This is a genomic window from Rhizobium sp. IY2 (genome assembly GCF_047532935.1).
Lineage (GTDB): Bacteria > Pseudomonadota > Alphaproteobacteria > Rhizobiales > Rhizobiaceae > Rhizobium > Rhizobium anhuiense.
Map to the genome: position 1 here is coordinate 52,802 of NZ_JBLKNU010000008.1, position 19,755 is coordinate 72,556.

Sequence of the window (19,755 nt, forward strand, 5' to 3'; positions counted from 1 at the left end):
GGTTTAGAGCGTGCGCGTGATGTGTTCCACGCGGAAGCACTCGATGACGTCGCCGGCGCGCATGTCTTCGTAATTTTCGAAGGCCATGCCGCATTCCTGACCCATCGGCACTTCGGAGACTTCGTCCTTGAAGCGCTTGAGGGTCTTGAGCTTGCCTTCGTGAACGACGACGTCGTTGCGGATGAGGCGGACGCCCGCACCGCGTTCGACCTTGCCTTCGACGACACGGCAGCCTGCGACCTTGCCGACCTTGGTGATGTTGAACACCTCGAGGATCTCGGCGTTGCCGATGAAGGTTTCGCGGCGTTCCGGAGACAGCAGGCCCGACATCGCTGCCTTCACGTCATCCACGAGGTCGTAGATGATGTTGTAGTAGCGGATTTCGATGCCTTCGCGTTCGGCGAACTGGCGTGCCTGCGTATTTGCACGAACGTTGAAGCCGATGATGGCCGCGTTCGAGGCTTCGGCGAGCGAGATGTCCGACTCGGTGATGCCGCCGGCGCCAGAATGGACGATGCGGGCGCGGACCTCGTCGGTGCCGAGCTTCTCCAGCGCGCCGGCAATCGCTTCGATCGAGCCCTGCACGTCACCCTTGATGACAAGCGGGAACTCCTTGATGCCGGCGCTCTGGCGCTGCATCATCATCTGTTCCAGCGAACCGCGCTGTCCCGACTGGCGGGCAGCCGCCTTGTCGCGGGCCAGACGCTGACGGTATTCCGAGATCTCGCGGGCGCGGCTTTCGCTTTCGACGACGGCGAACTTGTCGCCCGCCTGCGGCGTGCCGGACAGGCCGAGCACTTCGACCGGCATTGCCGGACCGGCTTCCTTCACATGGTCGCCCTTGTCGGTGACGAGCGCGCGCACGCGGCCCCAGACGTCGCCGGCGACGATGATCTGGCCGGGACGCAGCGTACCCTTCTGGACGAGCACGGTCGCGACCGCACCGCGGCCGCGGTCGAGCTGGGCTTCGATGACAGTGCCTTCCGCCGTCCGGTTCGGATTGGCCTTGAGGTCGAGAATTTCCGCCTGCAGCAGGATCGCCTCGAGCAGCTTGTCGAGGTTCTTGCCGGTCTTGGCCGAAACTTCGACGTCGAGCACTTCACCGCCCATGGATTCCACGAAGACTTCGTGCTGCAGCAGCTGGTTGCGGACCTTCTGCGGATCCGCTTCGTGCTTGTCGACCTTGTTGATCGCAACGATGATCGGAACACCGGCCGCCTTGGCGTGGTTGATCGATTCGATCGTCTGCGGCATTACGCTGTCGTCGGCTGCGACGACCAGGATCGCGATGTCGGTCGCCTGGGCGCCGCGGGCACGCATAGCCGTGAAGGCGGCGTGGCCGGGGGTGTCGATGAAGGTGATCTTCTGGCCGTTCTGCTCCACCTGATAGGCGCCGATATGCTGCGTGATGCCACCGGCTTCACCAGCAACCACGTTGGCATGGCGGATGGCGTCGAGCAGCGAGGTCTTGCCGTGGTCGACGTGACCCATGATGGTAACGACGGGTGGGCGCGAAACCAGTTCGCCATCTTCGTCGGACACGTTGAAGATGCCGAGTTCGACGTCGGATTCCGATACGCGCCTGACCGTATGGCCGAATTCGCCGGCGATGAGTTCGGCAAGATCGGCGTCGATGACGTCGCCCGGCTTCATCATCTGGCCTTCCTTCATCAGGTACTTGATGACGTCGACGGCGCGTTCGGACATGCGCTGCGACAGCTCCTGAATGGTGATGGTCTCAGGCAGAACGACTTCGCGGGAGATCTTCTCGCGGGTTTCCTGCATCTGGCTGCGGCGGAACTTCTCCTGCCGGCGGCGCATCGCCGAAAGCGAACGGCCACGAGCATTGTCGTCGCCATCTGCATCAGCGGTGGTGATCGTCAGCTTGCCGCGGCGGCGCTCTTCTTCCGTCTTCGGACGCGTCGTGACCGGCTTTGCCGGTTCCGGGCGAACGACACGGCCACGGGCCGGACCGCCGCGCGCAGCGCCGCGATCGTCATCCTCGGTGTCGTTGCGACGGCCACGGACACCGGCCGGTGCGGCGGCGCCCGGCGCCGGACGGGCGTCAGCGGGTGTTGCGGCATCGGGCCGGCGCGCAGCAGGCGCCGATGATGCCGGCCGCGGAGCGTTGGAGCGAGCTTCGGCCACAGCAGGAGCCGGTGCGGCCGCGGCGGCTGCCGGTTCGGCAGCAGCGGGCGCTTCTGCCTGTCGGACAGCTTCTTCGGCGGCCCTGCGGGCTGCTTCTTCCGCTTCGGCCGCCTTGCGGACAACCTCTTCGGCCGCACGGCGCTTTTCTTCCTCGGCGCGGCGAATGGCGTCCTGGGCGTCGCGCGCCTGGGATTCGGCCAATGCGCGGCGGCGGGCGTCCATCTCTTCCGGAGACAGATGGTTCAGCACCACCGGACGCGGACGATCGTTCGAGCGCGGCTGCTGATAGGGCTGCTGCGGACGCTGATTGGTCTGGCTGTTGTTGCCCTGCTGAACCCGCGGTGCCGGCGTCGGCTGCTGCGGGCGTGCCTGCACGGGTGCAGGCGCCGGTTCGGCTGCGCGGACGGGCGCGGGAGCGACAGGTGTGATCGGCTTTTCGTCTTCCGGGCGCATCGGGCGCCGCTTACGGGTCTCGACGACGACCGCTTTGGTGCGACCTCGACCCATATCCTGGCGAACGGTGCCCTGGCTCATCCCCGATGGTTTCAGGGTAAGCGTCTTTTTGCCCGTCACGCTGATTGTCTTGTCGTCGTTACTATCGGTCATTCGTTCCCGTTCCTTCGGACAGGGAGCGATGACTAGATCAGACCCTGTCGTTCAATACTGTCGATCAATGAGAATGGGACCGGCCGATGCCGGTGACCACCTCATTGTTTTTGCCGGCCAGCGCCGCCCGCTGCCCGGGACTGACCGCCAATACGGTACTGTTCGAGCATCTTTGCGCGCTTCACTACACCCTCACCCGCCTGCCCTGCAAGCACTGCGGCATGGATAAAAGCATTCTGGCCCATCAGGCCTTCCATTTCGCTCTCCGAGAAGAGACGGAAGGAAGGTATCTCCTCCTCGGTCTCCATTCCGAGGTGCCAGGCCTTGCGGGCCTGGTCGATTTTCCGGACGCCGTCGTCCGCTGCGTCAGTCGAGTGGAACACCGCAAGGGCTGCTCCGCTTCTGACCGCGGCATCCACTTTCGCGGACCCGCTGACGAACTGGCCGGCTTTCCGCGCCATGTTCATCATCTGCATCAATTGCGCCGCGAGCAGCCGATCGACGCTCGCGCCGAGATCGTCCGCCGCCTTCACATCCATTTTCAGTGCGCGGGCGAAGAGCTTCTTCGCCACCGCCCGGTCGACCAGCGACCGGTCGATCTTCACCCAGCATCCGCGTCCCGGAAGCTCGCGCTTCAGGTCGGCGACAATAGTTCCATCGGGAGCGGCAACGAAGCGGATCAACTCTTCCGGCGATCCGCTTTCGCGCGTCACGATGCACATGCGTCCGTTCACGTCATAACCTGCAAGATCGTCGTCCTCATCAGGGAGAGCGTCCGGCTCATGCACGGTCATCATGCTTCTTGTTCGGCTTCGGTGACCTCTTCTTCGGTCCCCTTCGCCAGGTCCTCTTCGGTAATCCAGCCGGCCGAGAGGCGGGCCTGGACGATCATCTGTTCCGCCTCGACGCGCGAGACGTCGAATTTCGAGAACAGACCCTCGAACTTCTTCGTTTCGCCGTTCTTGCGCTCCGTCCAGCCGACGAGATCGTCGGCCGCACAACCGGCAAAGTCTTCGATCGTCTTGATGCCGTCTTCGCCGAGCGCCACCATCATCTGGGCGGTCATGCCGTCGATTTCACGCAGCTCGTCCTGGACGCCGAGCGCCTTGCGCTTCTCGTCCATCTCGGCTTCGAGACGCTCGAGGAATTCGCGGGCGCGCTGCTGGATTTCCTGCGCCGTCTCCTCGTCGAAACCGTCGATCGAGGAGATTTCGTCGAGATCGACATAGGCCAGTTCTTCAACCGCGGCAAAACCTTCGGAGGCCAGAACCTGGCCGACCATCTCGTCGACGTCGAGCGAATCCATGAACAGGTTGGTGCGCTCGTTGAATTCCTTCTGGCGGCGTTCCGATTCCTCGGCCTCCGTCATGATGTCGATGTCCCAGCCGGTCAGCTGCGAGGCCAGCCGGACGTTCTGGCCGCGGCGGCCGATCGCAAGCGACAGCTGCTCGTCGGGAACGACGACTTCGATGCGCTCGGCATCCTCGTCGAGAACGACCTTGGCGACTTCGGCCGGCTGCAGGGCGTTGACGACGAAGGTCGCCGGGTCCTGGCTCCACGGAATGATATCGATCTTCTCGCCCTGGAGCTCGCCGACGACGGCCTGGACGCGCGAACCGCGCATACCGACGCAGGCGCCGACCGGATCGATCGAGCTGTCGTTCGAGATCACCGCGATCTTGGCGCGCGAACCCGGATCGCGGGCGACCGACTTCACCTGGATGATACCGTCGTAGATTTCTGGCACTTCCATGGTGAACAGCTTCACCATGAACTGCGGATGCGTGCGCGACAGGAAGATCTGCGGGCCGCGCTGCTCGCGACGGACATCATAGACATAGGCACGGACGCGATCGCCATAGCGCACGTTTTCGCGCGGGATCATTTCGTCGCGGCGGATGATACCTTCGCCGCGGCCGAGATCGACGATGACGTTGCCATATTCGACGCGCTTGACGGTACCGTTTACGATTTCGCCGACGCGATCCTTGAATTCGTCGAACTGGCGGTCGCGCTCGGCTTCACGCACCTTCTGCACGATCACCTGCTTGGCGGACTGGGCGGCAATGCGGCCGAAATCCATCGGCGGCAGCGGGTCGGCGATGAAGTCGCCGAGTGCGGCGTCCGGATTGCGGTCGCGGGCCAGCTCCAGCGGGATCTGCGTCGAATAATCCTCGGCCTTGTCGACGACTTCGAGCAGGCGCTGCAGGCGGATTTCGCCGGTCTTCGGATTGATGTCGGCCCGGATGTTGGACTCGGTGCCGTAACGGGAGCGTGCCGCCTTCTGGATAGCGTCGGCCATTGCGGCCAGCACGATCTCGCGGTCGATGACCTTTTCGCGCGCCACTGCATCTGCGATCTGCAGAAGTTCGAGCCGGTTCGCACTGACTGCCATTGTCTTGTTTCTCCGTCTTTACTCCAGGGTTCCCGTCCCTGGAGCGGTCTGTTGATCGGTTATTCTTGGTCGTCCGCTTCGTTCTGGTTGGCGGCCTGTGCTTTTGCCAGCTTGTCGGCGCGCAACGCATCGCGGATCAGGTCGTCGGTCAGAATGAGCTTCGCATCGCTGAGCGCCGTAAAGGGAATGGTGACCTTCTGCTCTTCCCCATAGGCGACCTGGTCACGCTCGAGCGTGAAACCATCTGCGCCTGCTTCGACGATCTTGCCGCGGAAGCGCTTGCGATTGTCGATCAAGATCGACGTCTCGCATTTCACAAGGTGGCCCTGCCAGCGGACGAAATCGGATTTCCGCACCATCGGACGATCGATGCCGGGCGAAGACACCTCGAGATGATACTCTTTATCGATCGGATCTTCCACATCGAGGACGGGAGAAATCGCCATCGAGATTTCTTCGCAGTCCTGAACCGTCATCGTGCCGTCGTTGCGTTCGGCCATGACCTGCATCGTCGCGCCGTTCTGGTTCAGCATGCGGACGCGGATAAGCCGGAAGCCCAGGCCGACGAGGACGGGTTCGATGATATCGGCAAGACGCTGGTCGAGCCCGGTTTCGGTAATCAGCCGCGGCTCAAGTTCGTTGTCTGCGTTTGTCATGTCCGACAAGCGGTGCGCTCCTCGCAATTTCAAGCTGTTCGGGCGATCGCGCTAATAAAAAAGAGCGGGTCCTTGCGGCCCACTCTTCATCAAGCGATCAAGAATTTGAGAGGCATATAGTCGGGTTTTTCCGAAATTGCAAGGTCCGCGACCGATTCCGCCAATTCGCTTGCCGCGCGTGAACAGGCCTATGGCCAGCGCCGGTCTTGCGCATATATTGCCGCTGGGGCGCAATAACAAAAGCGGGAGAAATCGTGGCCTACACTTCCTCGACATTGGCGCCTTTGCGGCACGATACCTACCGCACCATCTGGTTCGCGAGCCTTTCCTCGAATTTCGGCGGCCTGATCCAGGCGGTGGGCGCTGCCTGGATGATGACGACCATTACCGCCTCGGAGGACATGGTCGCGCTGGTGCAGACCTCGACGGCGCTGCCGATCATGCTGTTTTCGCTGATATCGGGCGCGCTGGCCGATAATTATGACCGTCGCCGGGTCATGCTGACGGCGCAATGCATGATGCTCACGGTTTCGGCGCTGCTGACGGCCTCGGCCCTTCTCGGCTGGATCACACCCTGGTTGCTGCTCTTCTTCACCTTCCTGATCGGCTGCGGCACGGCGCTCAACAATCCCTCCTGGCAGGCCTCGGTCGGCGACATGGTGCCGCGCGCCGATCTGCCGGGCGCCGTCACCCTGAACAGCATGGGCTTCAACATCACCCGCAGCGTCGGCCCGGCGATCGGCGGCGTCATCGTCGCCGCTGCCGGCGCGGCCGCGGCCTTTGCGGTGAACACGGTGAGTTACTTCGCCTTGATCTATGCCCTGCTGCGCTGGCGGCCGGCCACGCCGGTCTCGACCCTGCCGCGGGAGGCGCTCGGCAGCGCCATCTTTTCCGGCCTGCGCTATATCTCGATGTCGCCCAATCTCGAAAAGGTCCTCGTCAGGGGCCTGCTCTTCGGCATCGGCGCCAGCTCGATCCTGGCGCTGCTGCCGGTCGTTGCCCTCGATCTCGTTGCCGGCGGGCCGCTGACCTATGGTTTCATGCTCGGCGCCTTCGGCATCGGCGCGATCGGCGGCGCGGTGATGAATGCGAGGCTTCGCCAGGTGCTTTCCAGCGAGACGATCATCCGCATGGCCTTTGCCGGCTTCGCGCTGAGCGCCGTCATCGCCGCCGTGAGCCCGAGTGCCGTCCTCACCTCCGCCGGGCTGCTCGTCTCCGGCGCCTGCTGGGTCTCCGCACTTTCGCTGTTCAACACCATCGTCCAGCTTTCGACGCCGCGCTGGGTGGTCGGCCGGGCGCTGTCGCTCTACCAGACCGTCACCTTCGGCGGCATTGCCGGCGGCAGCTGGCTGTGGGGCGTTGCCGCCGATCGTTATGGCGTTGCCGATGCGCTGCTGATGTCATCGGTCGTCATGCTGCTCGGCATCGCGATCGGCCTGCGTTTTTCCATGCCGGCCTTCGCTTCGCTCAACCTCGATCCGCTGAACCGCTTCATCGAGCCGGCCCTGAGCCTCGACATCACGCCGCGCAGTGGCCCGATCGTCATCCTTGTCGACTACGAGATCGCCGATACCGACCTTGCCGAATTCATGACGCTGATGGGTGAGCGCCGCCGCATCCGCATCCGCGACGGCGCCCGCAATTGGGCGCTGATGCGCGATCTCGAAAATCCCGGGCTCTGGACGGAGACCTACCATACGTCGACCTGGGTCGAATATATAAGACACAACCAGCGGCGCACGCAGGCCGATGCCGAAAACATCGACAGGCTTCGCGCGCTTCACCGCGGCGAAGGTTTGCCGCATGTTCACCGCATGATCGAACGCCAGGCTATTCCGCCTGATAACGACGTCTTCCACAAGGCGCCGATCGATCTGCATCATTGAGAACGGCCATGTACAGGTTCAGGCTCGCCCGCCAATCCGATCTTGCCGCCATCGTCCGGCTTCTGGCCGATGACGATCTCGGCGGCGCCAGGGAGATCGTTACCGATCCCGTGGACGCACGGTATCTCTCGGCCTTCGCGGCGATCGAGGCGGACGCCAATCAGCTGCTGGCCGTCGCAACCGACGCGGCCGATCGTGTCGTCGGCTGCCTGCAGCTGAGCTTTCTTCCCGGCCTTTCGAGAACAGGCATGTGGCGCGGTCAGATCGAAAGCGTGCGTGTTGCCAGCGACCTTCGCGGCTCGGGCCTCGGCTCTGAATTCATCGCATGGGCGATCGCCCAATGCGTCGAGCGTGGCTGCGGCCTCGTGCAGCTGACATCGGACAAGACGCGGGCGGATTCAATCCGCTTCTACGAGAAGCTCGGTTTTGTGGCCAGCCATGAAGGGCTGAAGCGCAGTCTCTGAAGCCGGTTACTTCAGCTTGCCCTTCATCGTCGCTTCGGGAAAACATGTCGGCTTCATGCCGTTCTTGGCCTGCCACTGGCCGATCGAACGCCGCGTCTTGTAGCCTGGCAGACCATCGGAACCGCCGACATCATAGCCCTGCCGTTCCAGCGCCTTCTGCATGGCGGCGACATCCGAGCGCAACATCTTGCCGACATCGCCCCATCTGCCCTCAAAGGCGCCGCCATTATAGGCGATCCGATCGGCGAGATTGCCGATATAGAGCGCGTAGAGATCGGAATTATTATATTCCTTGATGATGTAGAAATTCGGCGTGACGATGAATTCCGGCCCGTCGCGGCCGGCCGGCACCAGCATCATGCCTTCAGCCTTCATCTCGCTGGAGGGAAACCCCTTGCCGGAGATGCGGTCGATGCCGAGCGAGGCCCAGTGCGACAGCGGCTTTGCCAGATCGGGCCCCTCCTGCGCGCAGGAAACCGCCTCCGGGATCGACACCTCGAAGCCCCAGTCGCGGTCGCGCTGCCAGCCCTTCTTGACCAGGAAATTGGCGATCGAGGCGAGCGTATCGGGCACCGAGGTCCAGATGTTGCGATGGCCGTCGCCATCGAAATCCACGGCATATTTCAGATAGCTGGTCGGCATGAATTGCGGCTGGCCGAGTGCGCCCGCCCACGACCCCTTGAAATCGGCCGGTGCGACATCACCGCCATCGAGAATATGGAGTGCGGCCACCAGCTCGGTACGGAACATCTCCTTGCGCGTCGACATGAAGGCCTTGGTCGCCAACACCTCGATTGCCGAGTTCGGGATCTTCGCCGCACCGAAGCCTGTCTCCCGGCCCCAGATGGCCAGCACGATCGAGCCGGGCACGCCATAGGTCTTCTCGATGCGTTTCAGCGTTGAACCGTATTGCGCCGCAAAGCCGCGCCCCGTTGCGGCAAGCTTCTTCAGCCGGTCCTCGTTGAAATAGGGACCGGGCGAGGAAAATTCGGCCTGCGTCTGCTTCTGCTCCTTCGGCGGCGGGAAGCCGGGCGGGGCAAGATCGGGCAGGTTCCAGTTCAGCGTGATGCCGGAAAAGGCAGCCTGGAAGGTCTTCTCGGAAATCCCGCCCGCCTTCGCTTCCGGCCAGAGGTCTTTCCGTACCCATGTCTCGAACTGCGCTTCGACATCGGCTTTCGAAGGGGCTGCGAGGGCGGAGAGGGGGAGGAGGGCGGTCGCTAGGGCGAGTGCGAATAGCCGCCGTGGAACATCTTTCGGCATAGGCAAACCCCTCATATCACTGTCCGCGCCCGAAGGGCCGCCGCGAGCGTTCCCTCGTCGAGGTAGTCGAGCTCGCCGCCAACAGGCACACCATGCGCCAGCCGGGTGATCTTCACGTCCAGCCCCTGCAACTGGTCGGTGATATAATGCGCCGTCGTCTGCCCCTCGACGGTGGCGTTGACGGCGATGATCAGCTCGCGGATACCGCCTTCGCCGACCCGGTCGATCAGCCCGCGAATGTTGAGATCGTCGGGCCCGACCCCGTCGAGCGGTGACAGCGTGCCGCCGAGGACGTGATAGGCGGCGTTCATCGCGCCCGCGCGCTCCAGTGCCCAGAGATCCGATACGTCCTCGACGACGATGATGACGGATTGATCGCGCTGCGTGTCGGTGCAGACGGTGCAGGGATCGACCGTATCGACGTTGCCGCAGCGCGAGCAAATCTTCACCTTGTCATAGGCCTCGCCCATCGCATTCGACAGCGGGCCGAGCAACTGGTCCTTCTTCTTGATCAGATGCAGTGCCGCCCGGCGCGCCGAGCGCGGCCCGAGGCCCGGCACCTTCGCCAGAAGCTGGATGAGTTTTTCGATTTCGGGGCCGGTGACTCGTTTTGCCATGCGCCGTTCTTAACTGATATGGAACGGAAACGGAATCGCGGAAGGATTGGCCATCCCATGAAAATCCTGGCGCTGTGCACCGGCAATCCGGAAAGACTGCCGGGCAAGAGCTACAAGACCGGCATCTTCAAACATGCCGTCAACGGTGCGGTGATGATCGATGCCGAAGGTCTGGTCGGCGATGCCATCTGCAACCGCAAACACCATGGCGGTGTCGATCAGGCTGTTTATGTCGAGGGATCGCTGACGCTCGACTGGTGGAGCAGCGAGCTCGGTCGGCCATACGAGCCCGGCACTTTCGGCGAAAACATGGTGATCTCGGATCTCGACAATCGCGATGTCGCCGTCGGTGACCGCTTCGTGATCGGCGCTCTCGTCCTCGAAGTCACCGCGTGCCGCATCCCCTGCGCCACGTTTGCCGCCAGGATGGCCGATCCGAAATTCGTCAAACGTTATACCGCCGCCGCCCGTCCCGGCATCTATTGCCGTGTCATCCGGAGCGGCGTGGCCAAGGCCGGAATGTCGGTGGAATGCACGCCCTTTCACGGAGCCAAGATCACCATGCCGGAGCTGATGGAGACTTTCGGTCGACGGCTTCGGGCGGCAGATCGGGCGCGATATCTCGCCGCCCCAATTCACTACAAACTGCGGGCTATGTTGGAATCCGAGAGCGACGAAGCGCGCTAGATCGGACTTTGGGCCTTGAATAGGTGCGCCCGTCTCAGAACGGCAGCTTGAAGCCCGGCGGGATCGGAAGGCCGGCGGTCAGAGCCTTGGTCTTTTCGGCGGCGAGCGCCTCGGCCTTGTCCTTGGCGTCCTTGTGAGCGGCGACGATCAGGTCCTCAAGGATCTCGACATCGTCTTCCTTGAACAGCGACGGGTCGATCTTCAGGCTCTTCAGCTCGCCCTTGCCTGACATGACGACGGCGACGAGGCCGCCGCCCGCCTTGCCTTCGGCCGTGAGCTCGGCGATCTCCGCCTGCATCTGCTCCATCTTGGCCTGCATTTCCTTGACTTTGCCCATCATGCCCATGATGTCGCGCATCGTCTCGCTCCTTGTTGAACTTTTAGAATTCTATGTCGTCGCCGGGCAGGATGTCACCTTCCTCGGATTCGGCGGCAGCCGGCGGCGTCGCCTCGCCTTCCTCGTCCGGTTCGGGCGCCCGCACGCGCACGTCGATGATCTTGGCGCCCGGAAAATGCGCCAGGATCGCCGCGACATCGGGATCTTGACGCGCATCGCTGACGCGCTGTTCCTGTGCCTTGGCTTCCGCCTCCACCATCGTCGGCCCGCCCTCTTCGCGGCTGGTGCTGACGATCCAGTGGATTCCGGTCCATTCCTTGAGCTTGACGGCGAGTTCGTTAAGCAGCGTGTTCGGGGCGCCCTCGGTGAGGTTCACGTCCAGCCGGCCCGGCTCGAGCCGCACCGGCCGCACGAAGTTGCGCACCAGTGCTTTCAATTTGACATCGCGCTTCTCGCCCGCGAGGTCGACGATGTCGCCGATCGAATTGACACGCACGAGCGGCTTCGGAGCCTCTGCAGGCTTTGCCTCGGTACGGCCGATATTCTGCGGTTCGGGATTGGGCACGGCGCGCAGCATCGCCGTCGGCCCTGAGGGTAGTGGCCGTGGTGTCGGCTCGGGTGCGCGCGCCGCGACACTGCTCTGATAGGGGACCCGCGTTCCGCTGCCGCCGCCGTTGCCGGAAGGCGAAGGGGAGGGCCGCGGACCGGCATTGTCGCCGGAAAATTCGGCAAGCCGCCGCGCCGCATCCTCGGGCGCTGGCAGGTGTGCGGCATGTGCAAGTCGGATCAGCACCATCTCGGCTGCTCCTGCCGTCCGCGACGAGCCTTCCGTTTCCGGAATGCCCTTCAGCAGCATCTGCCAGATGCGCGACAGCGTCGTCACCGCAACACCCTTGGCGAATTCCGCCGCCTTGGTGCGTTCGATCTCGCTGAGCGACGGGTCGTTTGCCGCATCCGGCACATATTTCAGCCGCGTCACCAGATGGGTGAAATCGGCAAGGTCGGTCAGCACCACCACCGGATTGGCGCCGGCCTCGTACTGGCTCTGGAACTCGCCGAGTGCGGCGGCCACGTCGCCTTTGATGACGTGCTGGAAGAGATCGACGATCCGGGCACGGTCGGCAAGTCCGAGCATGCCGCGCACGGCTTCCGCCTGCACGGCGCCGGCGCCATGGGCGATCGCCTGGTCAAGCAGCGACAGGCCGTCGCGCGCTGAGCCTTCGGCAGCACGCGCAATCATCGCCAGCGCGTCCGCTTCCGCCTCGATGCCTTCCTTGGCGGCGATAGTTGAAAACAGCCCGACAAGATCGGAGGCGCTGATGCGGCGCAGGTCGAAGCGCTGGCAGCGCGACAGCACGGTGATCGGCACCTTGCGGATCTCGGTGGTGGCGAAGATGAATTTCACATGCTCCGGCGGCTCTTCGAGCGTCTTCAACAGGCCGTTGAAGGCCTGCGTCGACAGCATGTGCACTTCGTCGATGATATAGACCTTGTAGCGCGCCGAAACCGGTCGGTAGCGCACCTGCTCGATTATCTCTCTTATATCGTCGATACCGGTATGGGAGGCGGCATCCATCTCGATCACGTCGACATGCCGGCCTTCCATGATTGCCTGGCAGTGTTCGCCGGGCACGCGCAGATCGATCGTCGGCTTGTCGATGTCGGCTGTCTTGTAGTTCAGCGCCCGCGCCAGGATGCGCGCCGTCGTCGTCTTGCCGACGCCGCGCACGCCGGTCAGCATGTAAGCCTGGGCGATGCGGCCGGTTTCGAAGGCATTGGTGAGGGTGCGGACCATCGGCTCCTGGCCGACCATCAGGTCCGTGAAATCCTTGGGGCGGTATTTGCGAGCCAGCACCCGGTACCCGGTGCCCGTCGAGGCGGCATCTTTTGATTGTCGCTCGGTGTCGCTCATCGCCCTGCTTGTCGCCCGGATCGTCGGGCACTTCGTGGAGAGAAGGTGGGAGGCTGGCACGATGACCCGTGCCGGGCTCGTTAGGGCTGCTTCCTTCCGGACCTGACCCGGTTGGCGAGTGGCTCGTCCACCACCAACCTCCCGGATGCACATATCGGCAATATCGTCATCAAAAGCAAGCCAACATGCAAAAAAACTGCTAGTCGTTGGAAAACATGAGGAGAATGCCCTTTGAACGGTTTCGTGCTCGACCCCCGGCTGGAAAACGATAGCGTCAGCATCATGGTTACCGGTCTCTGCGATCTGAGATTGTCGAGGGATGCCCGCTGGCCCTGGCTCATTCTTGTGCCGCGCCGGGCCGATATCACCGAAATCTTCGAACTGACGCCGCTCGACCAGGTGCTGCTCGCCTTCGAGACGGAACTGGTCTCCAAAGCCCTGAAGGAGATCACCGGCGCGACAAAAATCAATGTCGGGGCTCTTGGCAATATCGTCCGCCAGCTTCATGTTCATGTCATTGCCCGCTTCGTAGGCGATGCCAACTGGCCGGGTCCCGTCTGGGGCTTCGGGCGCGCGGAACCCTACGAAGACGGAAAGAGAGATGAATTCACAGTGAAGCTGCGGGAAGCCCTTTCATCATGAGTCATTCGCTTTTCGATTCGGATGTGCCGCATCCGGAACCCAGCAATCTCACGGCCTTTGCCGCCAATGACCTCAATCGCGATTCCGAGCATCGCGACGAACAGTCCGTCGAAAAGGCGCTGGCCAAGGACGGCACCCATATCTTCGCCTTCGCCGGGGATAAGCTGGTGCTGAAGCATGACGGCCAGGTGCTTGATCCGCTCTTTGCCCGCTATGAGCTCCAGGAATTGCAGCCGGATTGGGATGAGACGGTGCTTCTCGGTTATCGTAAATCAGGCGAGCCGCGCCTTGCCGTTCCCGTCGGCATCGGCGTCGACGACCTCACCAGCCAATACAAGCCCGCCGATGGTCGCACGCTGTTTCGCGAAATGCTGATCGACGAGGTGTTGCTCGGCGAATTCGCCCAGGCCGCCAGCCTCATCCGCTGGAATGGCGACAACCGCTTCTGCGGCCGCTGCGGCTCGGCGATGGAGATCCACATCGGCGGCTACAAGCGTGTCTGCGCCGCCTGCCAACACATGATCTTTCCCCGCACCGATCCCGTCGTCATCATGCTGACGATCGACGAGAAACGCGACCTCTGCCTGCTCGGCCGCAGCCCGCATTTCGCGCCCGGCATGTATTCCTGCCTTGCCGGCTTCGTCGAACCCGGCGAGACCATCGAGAATGCCGTGCGTCGCGAAACGCTGGAAGAATCCGGCATCCGCACCGGCCGCATCCGCTACCACGCCTCGCAGCCCTGGCCGATGCCGCATTCCCTGATGATCGGCTGTTACGCCGAGGCGAAATCCACCGAAATCAACCGCGACGAGACGGAACTCGAGGATTGCCGCTGGTTCACCCGCGAGGAAACGATCGAGATGCTGGAACGCCCGAGCGCGACAGGCAAGGCCTCGCCGCCGAAAGGGGCGATCGCCCACCGCCTGATGCGCGACTGGGTGGAGTGGAAGCGCTAGCGTCATGCCGGTCGCCCGCTCGGAACGGCTGCTGACGCTGCTGCAGACGCTCCGGCGTTACCGCCGGCCGGTGACCGGCACGGTGCTGGCTGAGGAGACCGGCGTCAGCCTGCGCACGCTGTATCGCGATATTGCCAGCCTGCAGGCGCAGGGCGCGATGATCGAAGGCGAAGCCGGCATCGGTTATGTGCTGAAGCCGGGGTTCATGCTGCCGCCGATGATGTTTTCAGAAGAAGAGCTGGAGGCATTGGTGCTTGGCTCGCGCTGGGTGGCTCGCGCCGCCGAGCCGCGCCTTGCCGGCGCCGGCGCCGACGCGCTGGCCAAGATTGCCGCCGTGCTGCCGGCCGATATGCGGGAGATGATCGATTCGGCAGCCCTTTTCGTCGGCCCCAAACGCCGGGACGAGGACAAGGCCGATGTTTCGGCCATCCGCAAGGCGATCCGTCTGGAGCGCATCCTCGAACTGCATTATGGCGACGAGCAGGGCCGAATCTCGCGCCGTCGCGTCTGGCCTTTTGCGCTCGGTTATTTCGAGCATGTGCGTGTCCTCATGGCCTGGTGCGAACTGCGCCAGGATTTCCGCCATTTCCGCACCGACCGCATTATCGACATGGCGTTGCATGAGGTGCGTTATCCGCGCCGCCGCACGGTACTGCTCAAGGAGTGGCGTGAGACGCAGGACGTTCCGGTCGAGAACTAACGCTGCTGCCAGAAACTGTCAGTAGGCAGGGTTATTATGAGTACCATTCCACCAGGAAGGAGTACTGATCATGGTAACGCCTCCAGCCATTCATTTGACCAACGACCGCTTTACGGGCGACACCTTTGCCGATGTCATTTCGGCCGAAACTTTTGCCGATGTCCGCCAGTCGGCGCGCTCCGGCCTGCTGCATCTGGTCATCAATATTTTCCGGTTTCCCAAGGGGAACCGCACCAGCCTCGACCTTGAAGCAACGCCGGATTACCTAAAGCGCGACCTCGGCTTCATCGACGGACGCGGCCCGCACTGCGAGGACCGTTTCCCGCTTTAGGTCGCCTATCCCTTCCAACAATCTGCCCGACGAGAACGGGGCGTTGCGATCGCTACGCCCCGTCGCACCCTGCTGCCATGAATTGGCAGCAGGCGATCCCTCGCGGATTTATTTCACAACAACGGGAGAACCGAAATGACCAGCCCCAATCTCATAATCCTTTACGTCAAGGACCCGGCCGAAAGCGCCAGTTTCTACCGGAACCTCTTGAACCGCGAACCGGCCGTGGAAGCGCCGAATTTCGTCGCTTTTCCGCTCGAGGGCGGCTTCACGCTCGGCCTCTGGCGGCGCAGCAAGGTCGAGCCGCAGCCCTCCGCCATCGGCAACCGCGGCGAAGTGGCTTTCATGGTCGAGGGAGAAAATGCCGTCGCCAGGCACTATGAGGACTGGCGTCAACGCGGCCTGCCGATCGCCCAGGAACTGACCGAGCTGGATTTTGGCCCGACCTTCGTCGTGCTCGATCCTGACGGTCATCGCCTGCGCGTCTGTGAGCCGGATAAATAATCGCCGAATGACGAGGTCTGTTTAAGAACGGGGCCTGTTTAAAGCAGGCCTCGCATCGCGTGCCCCTTGTAGACGCCTAGAATCCTCACTTTCTCGGAGAAGAACCGCAGTTCCTCCAATGCCCGGCGCACGTTCGGATCGTTCGGATGGCCTTCGATATCGGCGTAGAACTGCGTCGCCACGAATTTTCCGCCGAGCTGGTAGCTTTCCAACTTGGTCATATTGATATTGTTGGTGGCAAAACCGCCAAGCGCCTTATAGAGCGCGGCCGGAATGTTGCGGACGTTGAAGACGAAGGTGGTGACGACCTTTTCTTCCGCCGAATTCCGTTGTGCCCATTCTTCGTCACGGGACAGGATAACGAAACGGGTGACGTTGTTTTCAGTATCCTCGACATTCTCGGCGATGATCTCCAGACCGTAGAGATCGGCGGCAAGGCGCGGTGCCAAGGCGGCCATCGAGCGGTCGCCGGTTTCCTTCACGAGCTTTGCCGCCCCGGCCGTATCGCCGGCGATCACCGGCTTCCAGCTATTGGCGCGAACGATCTTGCGGCACTGGCCGAGCGCGTGGATATGGCTGTGCACCGTGCGGATCTCGTCCTTGGTCACCCCGGGCAGCACCATCAGCTGGAAACGGATCGGCATGAAATATTCGCCGATGATGTGCAGCCGCGATTCCGGCAGCAGATGGTGTATATCGGCGACGCGCCCGGCAATCGTGTTCTCGATCGGGATCATCCCGATGTCGGCGTCGCCGTTGTCGACCGCCGTGAACGCATCCTCGAAGGTCTGGCAGGGCAGCGGCTCCATGGTCGGAAACATGTCGCGGCTGGCCATGTCGGAATTGGCGCCGAACTCGCCCTGGAAGGCGATCCTGTTGGTCTTGATATTCATGATGGTTCCGTCAATTCGACTTTGCGGAGAGGATGCGCCGCGCTTTTTCGAGGTCGGCGGGAGTATCGACACCAAGCGGAACCGTGTCAACGATCTCGGCATCGATGCGCATGCCGGCCTCCAGTGCCCGCAATTGCTCCAGCGATTCGCGTTTTTCGAGCGTCGACGGACCGAGCGAGACGAATCGTTCGAGCGCTGCCCGCCGATAGGCATAAAGGCCGATATGGTGGTAGAGGGGCCCCTGACCGTAAGGCGCGGTTGCCCGGGTGAAATAGAGCGCATGCAGACGGGCGTCGGAAAGCGGCGAGCCGACGATCTTGACGATGTGCGGCGCTGTCTTGTCCTCCTCATTGTCGATTATGGTCGTCAGCGTCCCGATATCGACAGCCGCGTTTTCCAGAGGGCGCAAGGCTGCGCGCACCGTTTCCGGATCGATCGTCGGCAGATCGCCCTGGACGTTGACGATGATTTTCGCCTTTCCGTCCGGATCGACTTTCGTCAGCGCCTCGAAGATCCGATCGGAACCCGACTGATGATCCGTGCTGGTCATGACGACCTCGAAGCCGGCCGCGGCCACGGCATCGAACACTTGATCATCGTCCACGGCGACGACGACCCGGCCGATGGCCGCTTCCCTGGCGCGCAGCGCCACCTGAACGATCATCGGCAGGCCGCAAATATCGGCAAGCGGCTTGCCCGGAAGCCGAGTGGAGGCCATGCGCGCCGGGATCAATACGAGCACGCCGTCTAAATTTGAATCACTCATTGTTCGGGCCTTCTATTCCGGGCTGAAAAGTGTCAAAAAGTCTCACGCACAAGACCATTTAGACAGTTGCAACGATCCACCAAAAGACATAGGTTCCGCGCGATTTCAAGATGGTCCGGTTTATGGTCTGCCGGCTGCAAGGGGAGCATTGCAGATGAATTCATACGTCAATACGGCCGTGGGGGCGCTGCTCGGGACGATTTTCGTTCTGATGTCTGTCTCCATCGCGTCCGAAGGGATCTTCCATTCCGAAGCGCCGGAAAAGGAAGGTTTCGCGATCGTTGCCGAAGAGGCGCCCGCCGCTGGTGGTGAGGCTGCGCCTGCCGTTGCCGTTCCGATCGCGCAATTGCTCGCTTCTGCAGATGCCAAGGCCGGTGAAACGGTCTTCAAGAAGTGTCAGGCCTGTCATGACGGCACCAAAGGGGGACCGAACAAGGTCGGTCCCAACCTCTTTGGTGTCGTAGATCGCCCGATCGCCTCGCATGAAGGCTTCGCCTATTCCGCTCCCATGAAGGATTTCTCCAAGGGCGGCAGCGAGAAGTGGACTTTCGAATATCTCAACAAGTTCCTGCTGGCGCCGAAGAAGGACGTTCCCGGCACTGCGATGGGCTTCGCCGGTCTGGCGAAGGATCAGGATCGCGCCAACGTCATCCTCTACCTGCACACGCTGGCCGATTCGCCGGTGCCGCTGCCGGATCCGAAAACCGCGACGCAGTGACGCAGCAGGACAATCGCATGGTATGGAAGCCCGGCCCGCAAGCCGGGCTTTCGTTTTGCGGAGATCCGCCAAAGCAATTCCAGGAAAAGTGCGAAGCGGGTTCCCGGAATTGCGTCAAAACAAGAGGTTGGAGCGGTTCAGCGTTTCCATGAAAAGCTGAACCGCTCTAGGCGCCGAGGAAATAGGCCCAGAGCGAGACCGTGATGGCGCCGAGCGCCGTCGTCACCGTGATAGTCGAGGCGGCGAGGCTGTGACCGACGCCGAAGCGGTTGGCGATCAGCCAGGCGTTGACGCCCGTCGGTACGGAGGAAGTCAGCACGATCGCCGCCGTCCATTCGGGGCTGAGGCCGAGGAGATGGCTCGCCGCCCACACGCAACCGGGCAGCAGCAGCAGCTTGCATGTCGAGGTGACGCTGGCGATACCGACATTGCCGGAGACGCCGTATTTCTCCAGCGCCATGCCGAGCGATATCAGCGCCGCCGGACCGGCGATGCCGGCGATCTGCCCGACGACCGATGCCACCGCCGTCGGCATGGTGAGACCGGAAAGATGCACGGCCATGCCGGCCGCAAGCCCGATCACCAGCGGGTTGCGCACGAGATTGATGGCGATCTTGCGTAGCACGAACATCATGCTGCGGTCGCTTTTGCCGTCGATCTTGCGCTCGGCATGCTCCATCAGCACCGTGCCCGCGACCATCATGACAGGCAGATGCACGGCAAGCAGGATCGACAGCGCCACCAGCCCCTCGTCGCCGACGGTACGCTCGACCAGCGGCAGTCCGATAAAGACATTGTTGGCGAAGGCCGAGGAAACGCCGGCCAAGACACCGATGCGTTCGTCGCGGCCGAAGAGCCGCGTGGCGGCGAGATGGCCGGCCGTCCAGGTGATGGCGACGCCGGAAAAATAGACGATCCAGAGCCGGAAGGGCGAGGCGCCATGAAAATCCGCCTCGGCGATGGTGCGAAAGAGCAGCAGCGGCACGGCGATCTTGAAGACGAATTCGCCGAGCGCATCGCCGACATTCGATGCCATCAGGCCGCTGCGGACGATCACCCAACCGATGAGAATCAGGAGGAAGATGGGAAGGACGTCGAGAATGATGGCTGACATGAGGGAGGTTGCTCTGCGCGGGGAGTATCCGACATCTACAGCGTCGCGCGCTTTTCAGATGCGCAAAGGACACTGCAGCACTTTGAATTCCTGCATAATTCCGTAAAGCGGAATCGATTTACGGAATTATTGAGTACCAGCAAACTGTTTGGATTGAAAAGGC

General features: G+C 62.6%; 20 protein-coding genes and 1 other RNA gene. 9 read left to right on the forward strand and 12 right to left on the reverse strand.

All coding sequences use genetic code 11. The features are described 5' to 3' along the window. Window positions 1–3: 3 nt before the first annotated feature. The 4 genes from infB to rimP all read right to left on the reverse strand — a co-directional run bounded on the left by infB (window position 4) and on the right by rimP (window position 5,814). Window positions 4–2,754 carry a translation initiation factor IF-2 gene (infB, locus tag ACMUVN_RS22535; RefSeq protein WP_097544483.1) on the reverse strand — a complete coding sequence of 917 codons (2,751 nt, stop codon included), beginning with the start codon at window positions 2,752–2,754 and terminating at the stop codon, window positions 4–6. Between the two features lie 101 nt (window positions 2,755–2,855). Continuing rightward, on the reverse strand, window positions 2,856–3,551 hold the full coding sequence (locus tag ACMUVN_RS22540) for an RNA-binding protein (RefSeq protein ID WP_127431377.1): 696 nt from the start codon (window positions 3,549–3,551) through the stop codon (window positions 2,856–2,858). Next, on the reverse strand, window positions 3,548–5,149 hold the full coding sequence (nusA, locus tag ACMUVN_RS22545) for a transcription termination factor NusA (RefSeq protein ID WP_047617359.1): 1,602 nt from the start codon (window positions 5,147–5,149) through the stop codon (window positions 3,548–3,550). The genes ACMUVN_RS22540 and nusA overlap by 4 nt, the downstream gene beginning before the upstream one ends. 59 nt (window positions 5,150–5,208) lie before the next feature. After that, entirely contained in the window at window positions 5,209–5,814 is a 606-nt protein-coding gene (rimP, locus tag ACMUVN_RS22550; RefSeq protein WP_047617361.1) for a ribosome maturation factor RimP, read from the reverse strand. Window positions 5,815–6,011: 197 nt separating this feature from the next. Between rimP and ACMUVN_RS22555 the strand changes: the two genes are divergently transcribed. After that, window positions 6,012–7,691: an MFS transporter gene (locus ACMUVN_RS22555; protein WP_176707318.1), complete on the forward strand. Its 1,680-nt coding sequence runs from the start codon at window positions 6,012–6,014 to the stop codon at window positions 7,689–7,691. Between the two features lie 8 nt (window positions 7,692–7,699). Then, a complete protein-coding gene (locus ACMUVN_RS22560; RefSeq protein WP_047617364.1) occupies window positions 7,700–8,155 on the forward strand; it encodes a GNAT family N-acetyltransferase in 456 nt (151 codons plus the stop codon). A 6-nt stretch (window positions 8,156–8,161) separates the two neighbouring features. Here ACMUVN_RS22560 and ACMUVN_RS22565 read toward each other — a convergent pair whose 3' ends face one another. Both ACMUVN_RS22565 and recR read right to left on the reverse strand, forming a co-directional pair. Then, window positions 8,162–9,415, reverse strand: coding sequence for a lytic murein transglycosylase (locus ACMUVN_RS22565; RefSeq protein ID WP_088930315.1), 1,254 nt, complete (start codon window positions 9,413–9,415; stop codon window positions 8,162–8,164). An 11-nt stretch (window positions 9,416–9,426) separates the two neighbouring features. Continuing rightward, window positions 9,427–10,032, reverse strand: coding sequence for a recombination mediator RecR (gene recR / locus ACMUVN_RS22570; protein ID WP_047617368.1), 606 nt, complete (start codon window positions 10,030–10,032; stop codon window positions 9,427–9,429). Window positions 10,033–10,089: 57 nt separating this feature from the next. On the opposite strand from recR, the gene ACMUVN_RS22575 reads away from it, so the two are divergent. After that, complete coding sequence (locus tag ACMUVN_RS22575; protein ID WP_174824510.1) at window positions 10,090–10,719, forward strand: MOSC domain-containing protein; 630 nt, start codon at window positions 10,090–10,092, stop codon at window positions 10,717–10,719. Window positions 10,720–10,753: 34 nt separating this feature from the next. Here the strand turns inward: ACMUVN_RS22575 and ACMUVN_RS22580 are convergent, their stop codons facing one another. The 3 genes from ACMUVN_RS22580 to ffs all read right to left on the reverse strand — a co-directional run bounded on the left by ACMUVN_RS22580 (window position 10,754) and on the right by ffs (window position 13,110). Further along, window positions 10,754–11,077, reverse strand: coding sequence for a YbaB/EbfC family nucleoid-associated protein (locus ACMUVN_RS22580; RefSeq protein ID WP_063473528.1), 324 nt, complete (start codon window positions 11,075–11,077; stop codon window positions 10,754–10,756). Window positions 11,078–11,099: 22 nt separating this feature from the next. Continuing rightward, on the reverse strand, window positions 11,100–12,968 hold the full coding sequence (locus tag ACMUVN_RS22585; RefSeq protein WP_097544480.1) for a DNA polymerase III subunit gamma/tau: 1,869 nt from the start codon (window positions 12,966–12,968) through the stop codon (window positions 11,100–11,102). Between the two features lie 45 nt (window positions 12,969–13,013). Beyond that, window positions 13,014–13,110: signal recognition particle sRNA small type (gene ffs / locus ACMUVN_RS22590), an RNA gene on the reverse strand. Window positions 13,111–13,199: 89 nt separating this feature from the next. Here ffs and ACMUVN_RS22595 point away from each other — a divergent pair. From ACMUVN_RS22595 to ACMUVN_RS22615, 5 genes are all read left to right on the forward strand, one after another. Then, a complete protein-coding gene (locus ACMUVN_RS22595; RefSeq protein ID WP_047617373.1) occupies window positions 13,200–13,610 on the forward strand; it encodes an HIT domain-containing protein in 411 nt (136 codons plus the stop codon). After that, window positions 13,607–14,566 carry an NAD(+) diphosphatase gene (nudC, locus tag ACMUVN_RS22600; RefSeq protein ID WP_028755667.1) on the forward strand — a complete coding sequence of 320 codons (960 nt, stop codon included), beginning with the start codon at window positions 13,607–13,609 and terminating at the stop codon, window positions 14,564–14,566. The genes ACMUVN_RS22595 and nudC overlap by 4 nt, the downstream gene beginning before the upstream one ends. Before the next feature lie 4 nt (window positions 14,567–14,570). Next, on the forward strand, window positions 14,571–15,266 hold the full coding sequence (locus ACMUVN_RS22605; protein WP_028755668.1) for a helix-turn-helix transcriptional regulator: 696 nt from the start codon (window positions 14,571–14,573) through the stop codon (window positions 15,264–15,266). Between the two features lie 70 nt (window positions 15,267–15,336). Then, window positions 15,337–15,597: a hypothetical protein gene (locus tag ACMUVN_RS22610; RefSeq protein ID WP_028755669.1), complete on the forward strand. Its 261-nt coding sequence runs from the start codon at window positions 15,337–15,339 to the stop codon at window positions 15,595–15,597. Window positions 15,598–15,732: 135 nt separating this feature from the next. Continuing rightward, window positions 15,733–16,101, forward strand: coding sequence for a VOC family protein (locus ACMUVN_RS22615; protein WP_017962745.1), 369 nt, complete (start codon window positions 15,733–15,735; stop codon window positions 16,099–16,101). Window positions 16,102–16,139: 38 nt separating this feature from the next. Here ACMUVN_RS22615 and ACMUVN_RS22620 read toward each other — a convergent pair whose 3' ends face one another. Together ACMUVN_RS22620 and ACMUVN_RS22625 are read right to left on the reverse strand one after the other, a co-directional pair. Then, window positions 16,140–16,994, reverse strand: a complete 855-nt coding sequence (locus ACMUVN_RS22620) for a prephenate dehydratase (protein ID WP_414815463.1) — start codon at window positions 16,992–16,994, stop codon at window positions 16,140–16,142. A 10-nt stretch (window positions 16,995–17,004) separates the two neighbouring features. Next, window positions 17,005–17,760: a 3-deoxy-manno-octulosonate cytidylyltransferase gene (locus ACMUVN_RS22625; RefSeq protein ID WP_047617381.1), complete on the reverse strand. Its 756-nt coding sequence runs from the start codon at window positions 17,758–17,760 to the stop codon at window positions 17,005–17,007. Window positions 17,761–17,914: 154 nt separating this feature from the next. Here ACMUVN_RS22625 and ACMUVN_RS22630 point away from each other — a divergent pair, with 154 nt between their 5' ends. Beyond that, on the forward strand, window positions 17,915–18,478 hold the full coding sequence (locus tag ACMUVN_RS22630) for a c-type cytochrome (protein WP_028755672.1): 564 nt from the start codon (window positions 17,915–17,917) through the stop codon (window positions 18,476–18,478). 166 nt (window positions 18,479–18,644) lie between these two features. Here ACMUVN_RS22630 and ACMUVN_RS22635 read toward each other — a convergent pair whose 3' ends face one another. Further along, entirely contained in the window at window positions 18,645–19,592 is a 948-nt protein-coding gene (locus tag ACMUVN_RS22635) for an AEC family transporter (RefSeq protein WP_414815464.1), read from the reverse strand. Window positions 19,593–19,755: the final 163 nt, after the last annotated feature.

Excerpts from the sequence above, each read along its gene's own strand:
- ACMUVN_RS22610 (WP_028755669.1), top strand. The coding sequence starts at position 15,337 with ATGGTAACGCCTCCAGCCATTCATTTGACCAACGACCGCTTTACGGGC.
- ACMUVN_RS22635 (WP_414815464.1), bottom strand. The coding sequence starts at position 19,592 with ATGTCAGCCATCATTCTCGACGTCCTTCCCATCTTCCTCCTGATTCTC.
- infB (WP_097544483.1), bottom strand. The coding sequence starts at position 2,754 with ATGACCGATAGTAACGACGACAAGACAATCAGCGTGACGGGCAAAAAG.
- nusA (WP_047617359.1), bottom strand. The coding sequence starts at position 5,149 with ATGGCAGTCAGTGCGAACCGGCTCGAACTTCTGCAGATCGCAGATGCA.
- ACMUVN_RS22565 (WP_088930315.1), bottom strand. The coding sequence starts at position 9,415 with ATGCCGAAAGATGTTCCACGGCGGCTATTCGCACTCGCCCTAGCGACC.
- ACMUVN_RS22575 (WP_174824510.1), top strand. The coding sequence starts at position 10,090 with ATGAAAATCCTGGCGCTGTGCACCGGCAATCCGGAAAGACTGCCGGGC.
- recR (WP_047617368.1), bottom strand. The coding sequence starts at position 10,032 with ATGGCAAAACGAGTCACCGGCCCCGAAATCGAAAAACTCATCCAGCTT.
- ACMUVN_RS22605 (WP_028755668.1), top strand. The coding sequence starts at position 14,571 with ATGCCGGTCGCCCGCTCGGAACGGCTGCTGACGCTGCTGCAGACGCTC.
- nudC (WP_028755667.1), top strand. The coding sequence starts at position 13,607 with ATGAGTCATTCGCTTTTCGATTCGGATGTGCCGCATCCGGAACCCAGC.
- ACMUVN_RS22560 (WP_047617364.1), top strand. The coding sequence starts at position 7,700 with ATGTACAGGTTCAGGCTCGCCCGCCAATCCGATCTTGCCGCCATCGTC.
- ACMUVN_RS22620 (WP_414815463.1), bottom strand. The coding sequence starts at position 16,994 with ATGAATATCAAGACCAACAGGATCGCCTTCCAGGGCGAGTTCGGCGCC.
- ACMUVN_RS22615 (WP_017962745.1), top strand. The coding sequence starts at position 15,733 with ATGACCAGCCCCAATCTCATAATCCTTTACGTCAAGGACCCGGCCGAA.
- ACMUVN_RS22625 (WP_047617381.1), bottom strand. The coding sequence starts at position 17,760 with ATGAGTGATTCAAATTTAGACGGCGTGCTCGTATTGATCCCGGCGCGC.
- ACMUVN_RS22580 (WP_063473528.1), bottom strand. The coding sequence starts at position 11,077 with ATGCGCGACATCATGGGCATGATGGGCAAAGTCAAGGAAATGCAGGCC.
- ACMUVN_RS22630 (WP_028755672.1), top strand. The coding sequence starts at position 17,915 with ATGAATTCATACGTCAATACGGCCGTGGGGGCGCTGCTCGGGACGATT.
- ACMUVN_RS22585 (WP_097544480.1), bottom strand. The coding sequence starts at position 12,968 with ATGAGCGACACCGAGCGACAATCAAAAGATGCCGCCTCGACGGGCACC.
- ACMUVN_RS22540 (WP_127431377.1), bottom strand. The coding sequence starts at position 3,551 with ATGATGACCGTGCATGAGCCGGACGCTCTCCCTGATGAGGACGACGAT.